This window comes from Paenibacillus yanchengensis, assembly GCF_042684845.1.
In the GTDB taxonomy this organism is placed as follows: Bacteria; Bacillota; Bacilli; order Paenibacillales; family Paenibacillaceae; genus Pristimantibacillus; species Pristimantibacillus yanchengensis.
Window position 1 is genome coordinate 150,337 of record NZ_JBHUMH010000060.1, and the last position, 6,643, is coordinate 156,979.

At 34.7% G+C, this 6,643-nt stretch carries 10 protein-coding genes and 2 pseudogenes; 11 read left to right on the forward strand and 1 reads right to left on the reverse strand.

Annotation, left to right across the window (positions count from 1 at the left end; all coding sequences use genetic code 11):
* Nucleotides 1-272 precede the first annotated feature (272 nt).
* From ACFSTH_RS17535 to ACFSTH_RS17585, 11 genes and pseudogenes are all read left to right on the forward strand, one after another.
* Nucleotides 273-668, forward strand: a complete 396-nt coding sequence (locus ACFSTH_RS17535) for a RidA family protein (protein ID WP_377775280.1) — start codon at nt 273-275, stop codon at nt 666-668.
* A gap of 191 nt (nt 669-859) precedes the next feature.
* Nucleotides 860-1,183: pseudogene (locus ACFSTH_RS17540) on the forward strand (NUDIX domain-containing protein); the annotation flags it as partial.
* The gene (locus ACFSTH_RS17545; RefSeq protein ID WP_377775282.1) at nt 1,180-1,494 is read left to right on the forward strand and encodes a hypothetical protein; all 315 of its coding nucleotides are present in this window, start codon (nt 1,180-1,182) and stop codon (nt 1,492-1,494) included. The pseudogene ACFSTH_RS17540 and the gene ACFSTH_RS17545, both read left to right, overlap by 4 nt.
* On the forward strand, nt 1,488-1,724 hold the full coding sequence (locus tag ACFSTH_RS17550; RefSeq protein WP_377775284.1) for a hypothetical protein: 237 nt from the start codon (nt 1,488-1,490) through the stop codon (nt 1,722-1,724). Before ACFSTH_RS17545 ends, ACFSTH_RS17550 begins: the two co-directional genes overlap by 7 nt.
* 56 nt (nt 1,725-1,780) lie before the next feature.
* The gene (locus ACFSTH_RS17555) at nt 1,781-2,899 is read left to right on the forward strand and encodes a hypothetical protein (RefSeq protein WP_377775286.1); all 1,119 of its coding nucleotides are present in this window, start codon (nt 1,781-1,783) and stop codon (nt 2,897-2,899) included.
* Nucleotides 2,900-3,588: 689 nt separating this feature from the next.
* On the forward strand, nt 3,589-3,891 hold the full coding sequence (locus ACFSTH_RS17560; RefSeq protein WP_377775288.1) for a GNAT family N-acetyltransferase: 303 nt from the start codon (nt 3,589-3,591) through the stop codon (nt 3,889-3,891).
* A 17-nt stretch (nt 3,892-3,908) separates the two neighbouring features.
* Nucleotides 3,909-4,067 carry a ChbG/HpnK family deacetylase gene (locus tag ACFSTH_RS17565; protein WP_377775310.1) on the forward strand — a complete coding sequence of 53 codons (159 nt, stop codon included), beginning with the start codon at nt 3,909-3,911 and terminating at the stop codon, nt 4,065-4,067.
* Nucleotides 4,068-4,803: 736 nt separating this feature from the next.
* Nucleotides 4,804-5,013 carry a hypothetical protein gene (locus ACFSTH_RS17570; RefSeq protein ID WP_377775290.1) on the forward strand — a complete coding sequence of 70 codons (210 nt, stop codon included), beginning with the start codon at nt 4,804-4,806 and terminating at the stop codon, nt 5,011-5,013.
* 107 nt (nt 5,014-5,120) lie between these two features.
* Nucleotides 5,121-5,327: a hypothetical protein gene (locus ACFSTH_RS17575; protein WP_377775292.1), complete on the forward strand. Its 207-nt coding sequence runs from the start codon at nt 5,121-5,123 to the stop codon at nt 5,325-5,327.
* Nucleotides 5,328-5,380: 53 nt separating this feature from the next.
* Nucleotides 5,381-5,719: a hypothetical protein gene (locus ACFSTH_RS17580; protein ID WP_377775294.1), complete on the forward strand. Its 339-nt coding sequence runs from the start codon at nt 5,381-5,383 to the stop codon at nt 5,717-5,719.
* A gap of 500 nt (nt 5,720-6,219) precedes the next feature.
* Nucleotides 6,220-6,549, forward strand: a pseudogene (locus ACFSTH_RS17585) (restriction endonuclease).
* Here ACFSTH_RS17585 and ACFSTH_RS17590 read toward each other — a convergent pair.
* The coding region (locus ACFSTH_RS17590; protein WP_377793604.1) for an IS3 family transposase at nt 6,523-6,643 on the reverse strand (121 nt) is incomplete at its 5' end. The pseudogene ACFSTH_RS17585 and the gene ACFSTH_RS17590 overlap by 27 nt on opposite strands.

The following is a 6,643-nucleotide window of genomic DNA, read 5'->3' on the forward strand; positions in this document are numbered from 1 at the left end:
TCTGTTATTTGACACAGGCTGAAATTTAAGATAAGCTATCTCTCATATTAATTTAATAACAACAAGTTTTTTGCTATTATAGAAAAGGTGTTATTTCACACTATAAAATAGGGGGAGTGTTCCAGTCATGAAGAAAAAAATACTTACGTTTCTATCTATGGGCTATGGATACTCTACTGCCGTTTTCTTTTAAGATATTCAGAAATTGGTGAAGTCTGTCTAAATTAATAAGAAAATGAGCAGAAAAATACTATAGTAGGTGAGGTAATAATATGAACGAAAAAATCACAAGAAAAAATCCTGAGTCTTTGCCTAAACCGGTGGGTAACTACACCCATATCACTAAAATTCCAAAAGATGCCGAATTGTTTGTAACATCGGGTCAAATTGGAGTTGATATGGACGGTAATGTTCCTTATGACTTCAATGAACAAGTAACAAACACATTTATAAATATAAAAAAAGTCCTAGAGTCTGAAGAGTTGAATCAGGATAATATTATAAAAGTAAACATATGGGCAACAGAAGAAATAGATTGGGAATATTTCTATTCTAAGTGGGATGAACTTTTTGGAAGTGAATATCCAGCTATGACTATTGCTTATATTACTAAGCTAGGTTTACCAGAGTTAAAAATTGAAATTGAGCTTTGGTGCGCAAAAGTTTAATGATCTAAAAAGAAACAGGTATAACCACTGTTACTCAACCTGATGAGAACCCTCATCAGGCTATTTTTTATTCTATCACTTTATTAACTACATCAATATGAAGTAATGCAGACTTCTTATTAAGTCGGTGATTGCTTGCTTCACTCCCATCCGAATGAGCAAAGTAGATGGGCTAGTTTGATTTACCTGATGGAAGATTGGAAGAAGGAGAATGTTTAGAAAAAGCGATTACTCGGGAAGTTCTTGAAGAAGCAGGATATTCAGTTCAAAAAATGGAGCATATTGGTGTTTGTGATTTTTTCATCTATTGGGCACGTCAGGATAATACGATAGAACATATACATCACATAAAGAATCATTCGAGGGACAAGATTCATAATGAAAGAGAAGTTATTACTCAAAAAATAATCCAACATAATAATGGAATTGGTTTCATGCTAGAATACAAGAGAAGCAAGAAAACAATTAAGTGTTATGACAAAGAAATGAAGCTACTAAAGGAGCTGACAACATGACAAAAACAATGCCAAGTAAAAATTTCCCTGGTTTAGAGTATGAAGCTGGTGTTGCTATTTGGCTAGATAACCTTTTGCCTAATCATAAGATCCCGTTTTATTTTCATATATCGGAATCGATCACACAAAATGAACATGCGATCACCCGTGTTGCTGATGTGCTTGATCAAATGGATGAGTTAGTAAACAAAGCTAAGAGACATCTAAATGATATTTTTCAAATAAATCAGCTCCAGACTATGAGCTATTACATGATTTTTTTGATTTTCACCTTTCTGAGATGGAAGAAGAGGACGTTAAAGGAATGCTAAATACTAATTTACCTGAGGCATTAAGTGAACCGGATTTAGTTGCATTAATGATGTTAAAGAGTTTGGGAAGTGGCTTAGGCGAGGGATGGCTTGGAAACAACTTTGAAAAAGAGAGATCAAAACAGATTTTTATGATGGATTTTACGTTTGACCCAGCATACACGGATCATTTGATTGTTGTGTATTTCGATCTTGACCACAATATATTGACTATCAGTCATGAAAGTTAAAGCTAGTTTAATATTGATACATCTAAGAGATCACATCGACCGGAGGTAAGTGTCAAATGGGAAACCGGACGTTTCTAAGCGTTTCAAACGCCGCTACAGATTCAATTGCATATGAGCATGTGGCTTTCGAGACAAATAATTTTCTCGCTCCAATATGGTTCTGTCTTGTCAGTCAAGAACAGTTCCAACGTTATAGCGATCAAGTCATGCAGGCATGGAACAATATTCAATCTTTTGCAGATCACCCGAATGTGGAGGAACTACCAGAGTGGGTAGCGTTTTCAGAAGCTTTTCAATGGCAAATTACATGGTCAGATGCTGCAAAGCAGTTGTGTCAGAACATACCTAGAACGCTAGCCTTTTTTCCATCGCTTGCTGATCCAGTTTATGAATGGTTGAAGACGTTATCAACCCATGTAGAACGATATTCTACGCCTGTTATTCACTTAGAGCTGTCACAATATTCCTCTTTCTATGATGATCCAGTCAACTATTTGAGAGACATACAAACAATTGTTACGCTCTGGCAATCGCCGCATCGCTCACATGAGAAGATTTGGCAGGAAGCGGCTGAAGACATTTATATGTTATATGGGGAGCAGTTACCTTGGGTTGACCAAAAAGTAACAGATCAGGAACAAGTTTTGGAAGCCCAATCAGTACCGCCTAATCCTTCAGTAACGAGGAAGAGTCGTCCGAAAGGGTTAGAAGAGCTCTATTACTGGTTACTTGCGATTCTAGCAGCAGCTGTATTTTTTATCGTCACATATTTTACTAAAAGCATTTGGATCGGAGCGCTCGCGTTCGTCAGTCCCTTAATCGTTATCATATTAATAAACCTTCCAAAACGAATGAAGCCAGCCTCAGTGTTAAATAAAAAAGATAACATTGCTAGCTTTTCAAATCATGTACTTAATATTGAGTATTTTGATGGTAAATCACCAATTGGTGCGGAGGGATTAGCAATCGATTGGTTGGAGGGTGAATCTATTTCTTGGAAACAAATATTGCAAGTGAAGGAGCTATCATCTCACGAGATAGAGGTAGTTATTTCTGCTGAAAATGAACCCATCACAAATAAAAGAATTGTTTTGAAACTAGAAGAGCAGCTTCTGGCTAGGGATATTGTTTTATCCATTTATGCAATTAGGTTGGTTCAAAAAATGGCCGTTTAACGATGCTTATATGATAATATTGGGGGGTTGTCAAATTAAAATATCCAAGAGAAATACGAAATTCAAAATTACTTTGAATAATTAATTAATTAATAATCCTATATATGTAAAAGGAACTCACTATTAGTAGGATCGGATAACTAAATTGTATAACCTTGTTTCATTAAGCAAGTTCGCATTAATATACTTGGATTAAGCAACTGCTATATGTTATTGATGCGACTGTGGCGCAAAACGAAAGGAAGGGTAGCGATGATTATGACACAAAAAGAAATGCTGTTCATTGTCCAGTCACAACTTGCAATTGACTTGAATTGCTCGATCGCTGATCTGAATGGTGAGAATGACTAGAAAATCCTGGACGAAGACCATTTCCGAGGCAGACGCATTACTTCGAAATTGTGTCTATGGGGAAATCAATTGTAGTGTCGGCTACACCAGAACGGTTGTCAATTGCTAAAACACAGATGCAGGGCAAAGACAGGGATAGTATATTTTCCTTGCCATTTATCAGAGGTCTTTACTTGCATTTTCTACCTGATGTAAAAAGAATAAAGCCAATGGCATCCCTGAATTATTTTTCATTTGAACTGATTAAGCGAGAAGAAGTGGTTAGTTTATTTGATGTCACATGATTCAATGAAGCAATTATTTATGATACGAGTCATCCTTGGCAGACTGATCTAGCTGTGCTTGCGAAGCAAGATGGGGAAATTGTTGGTGTGGCAGGTGCAAGCAAAACTTGTGCGAAACTGTGGCAAATTGGTATAGAAGTATTACCGAAATATCGTAATATGGGATTGGCTAGTTATCTTGTAAACAGGTTAACTTTTGAAATATTGGAACGTGGCGAGATACCAAGTTATGACGTAATCGCAAGTAACATTGCATCACAGAGAGTAGCTCACCGATTAGGATATTTTCCCGCTTGGGTGTCTGATTGGCGGTGCAATTTTGAAGTACTGGAACAGAAATCAAGATGTAGGAAGTAGTTAAGAGTGATTCAAGAATTGAGGTATCCGTTTTTGAAAAAAATGCAGACGTAGATGAAGTAAGAATGGTAGTAGAGGCACAAATTCAGACTGCTATTTCATTAAGAATAGAACCAACTCATTTAGATAGCCATGCAGGAAGTATTTTAGGTCTTTATAATAATAGCGATTTTTAGAAGTTATTTTTTATTTGTGCCAAAAGCATGCGCTTCTATTTTGCTTGCCTATCCGGACATTGGAACACCCGAGTGTTAGCATAGAACAAAAATCAAATGTTTAGACAAAGGATAGATTTAGCAAATCAACTTGGTGTCCGATTGATTGACGATATAGCAGGACTTTCTTGTGATATTCGATTACACAAATCACTACGCATCCAGCTATCGTATCAGATGAACTAAAAGAACTGGCAAAGTATTATAAAAATCGTGAAATGGAGTATCAACTTTATAATGATCCTGTTGTGAAAGAACGGATTAAGAATCAAAATATTAAGTTGATTTCCTGGAAAGAAATTCTTGATCTTCAGCGGCGGAACAGCATAAACAAGCACGTATAATGTATGACAGTAAATAAGTGTCGGAGGACAACAACATATATAGTTAAGAAGTCTTGCATAGCAAGGCTTTTTTTATTTAACCATACAAGTTCTTGTCTTTTGCTCAGGACATGAACTTGTATGGTTAGCCGAAAATGGACAAGAACAAATATAGTTAGCCGACTCGTATAAAATGAAATTAAGCATGTAATTTCCAATAATTTTCAAAAATTGATTTTAAGCGATTTAAAGTGTTTTATTTGATCATATGGTGAGCTGCCTTAATTAGAATTGATACGATATTTATATAATGGGGATAAAAATAAATGTCTATCATTAATAGTTAAAATTAGGAATGGAAATTTGTCTCATTTTTGTCTTACTTAGACTATAACTATATTACCTTATTATTAAGGGAGCTAAGAGTTCGTATTAGTAAAGCTGCCTTGTGGTTCAAATATAGTACTTCTGCGATGTTTAATCAGTTACTTAGTAATGAAGAAGTAGATGAAATGATTGAGCAGACAACTGAACAAATCAATGAAATGCAGGATATGTTAGAGAAGGAAACATATATGAAATAGAGGTAGTTATGTTAATTATAAAGTGGCTTTTATTGGTGTGTCTGTTTTATGGACTGATAGTATACATATGCTCCTGGTTATGGTTGCTTGAAGCACGAGTGAAATGTGTGGATCAACGTCATGAAGCATGGAATGACTATTTGAATAGTGTTAGTGGTATTATGAGCTACCAGTTATTATGTACTCTGGTTTGGATGCCTGTTCTATTTTCTAAAGCTAATAATCAACTTCAAAATAAAATTAATAAGGTAAATCCTATCATAAATAGTGCGTTTGATATATTAGATGTTTTAACAGGGAAGAAGGAAGGTTGAGACTAGAGTAGAATAAATAAGGAAGATGAAGTGTATATAGGAGGTAATAAAGTATGTTTCCAAATAATTATGATCATACAGTTAGATTAAAGAATATTCATCATAGCTATATTATTAATGATCCAGTTGTTCAAAGAAGAATAAGGAGAGTAATTCATCAATTAAACAGATACTATGCCAATGCAACAAGCAATCAAGTAAGCAATAAAAAGTTTTTTATTATATCCTTTGGAGTAGATGAAATGTATATTACTATAAGCACACAATATGCATTGCCTAACGCTGCTCGTAGCGGACAATGTATGAGGCAGTTATCTGTATTCATGATTAGAGCGGGATTCGGACCATTGCTTACTTCATACACTCCAAGAAAATTATTAAGATCAATATAGAAGTGTTTTAACTTAGAAAGGAAAGGTAAATGGATTATTCCATCTATCTTCCCTTTCTAAATTCTACATTAATGAGTAAAAAATAATAACACCAAAAGCCACAGCATCAAATTGTTATTTATTATTAAAATATGAACGGTTATATAAAATGAAGAAGTATATTGTTGCTTATGTATTAATGGGGAGAGAGGTAGTAATGGCTAAAAAGAAAAAGAGAATAAGCAAGGCTGAGGAATTCATTATTTTTTTTGTACTGGCTTGGAGTATTGATATTACTCTTATTAATTATAGTCAACAGTAAGACGCTTCTTACATACAGCCTTATTATTATAGGGGTAGTGACGATAAGATGGCCTGGCATACAAATTGATACCTTATTATCGTAAACGACACATTATACAAAACACGAATATTGAAATGATAGATGTATGCAGGGTAGAGCATTTGAAGAATATATGGGCAGTTTCATGACTGAAATAGGCTAAGAAACCAAAGTTACAATGGCTTCAGGGGATTTTGGTGCCGATCTGATTATGAACAAGGATAATACACGCTATGCTGTGCCATTAAAACGCTATGCTAAAAATGTAAGTATAGAGGTAGTTTAACAAATAATTGGAGCAAAAACGTATTATCGTGCTAGTGAAGGATGGGGAATTACCACCAGTTATTTTACAGCTGCAGCTATTAAACTTGCAGAAATCAATCGTAATACACTGATTAATCGTGATGAATTAATAAAAATGATTTTTGAGATAAACAATAAAAAGCGAAAAGAGAAAGTATGGTATGGCAATACTAAATCAAACAATTTTTTTAGGGGCTTGTAATCGATACTGTACAGGTGTTAGATAGTCCAATGTTCCATGAATACGATGATTATTAAACCAATGGACATAGTCGGATAATTCTATTTGTAATTGC

Excerpts from the sequence above, each read along its gene's own strand:
- ACFSTH_RS17535 (WP_377775280.1), top strand. The coding sequence starts at position 273 with ATGAACGAAAAAATCACAAGAAAAAATCCTGAGTCTTTGCCTAAACCG.
- ACFSTH_RS17545 (WP_377775282.1), top strand. The coding sequence starts at position 1,180 with ATGACAAAAACAATGCCAAGTAAAAATTTCCCTGGTTTAGAGTATGAA.
- ACFSTH_RS17550 (WP_377775284.1), top strand. The coding sequence starts at position 1,488 with ATGCTAAATACTAATTTACCTGAGGCATTAAGTGAACCGGATTTAGTT.
- ACFSTH_RS17555 (WP_377775286.1), top strand. The coding sequence starts at position 1,781 with ATGGGAAACCGGACGTTTCTAAGCGTTTCAAACGCCGCTACAGATTCA.
- ACFSTH_RS17580 (WP_377775294.1), top strand. The coding sequence starts at position 5,381 with ATGTTTCCAAATAATTATGATCATACAGTTAGATTAAAGAATATTCAT.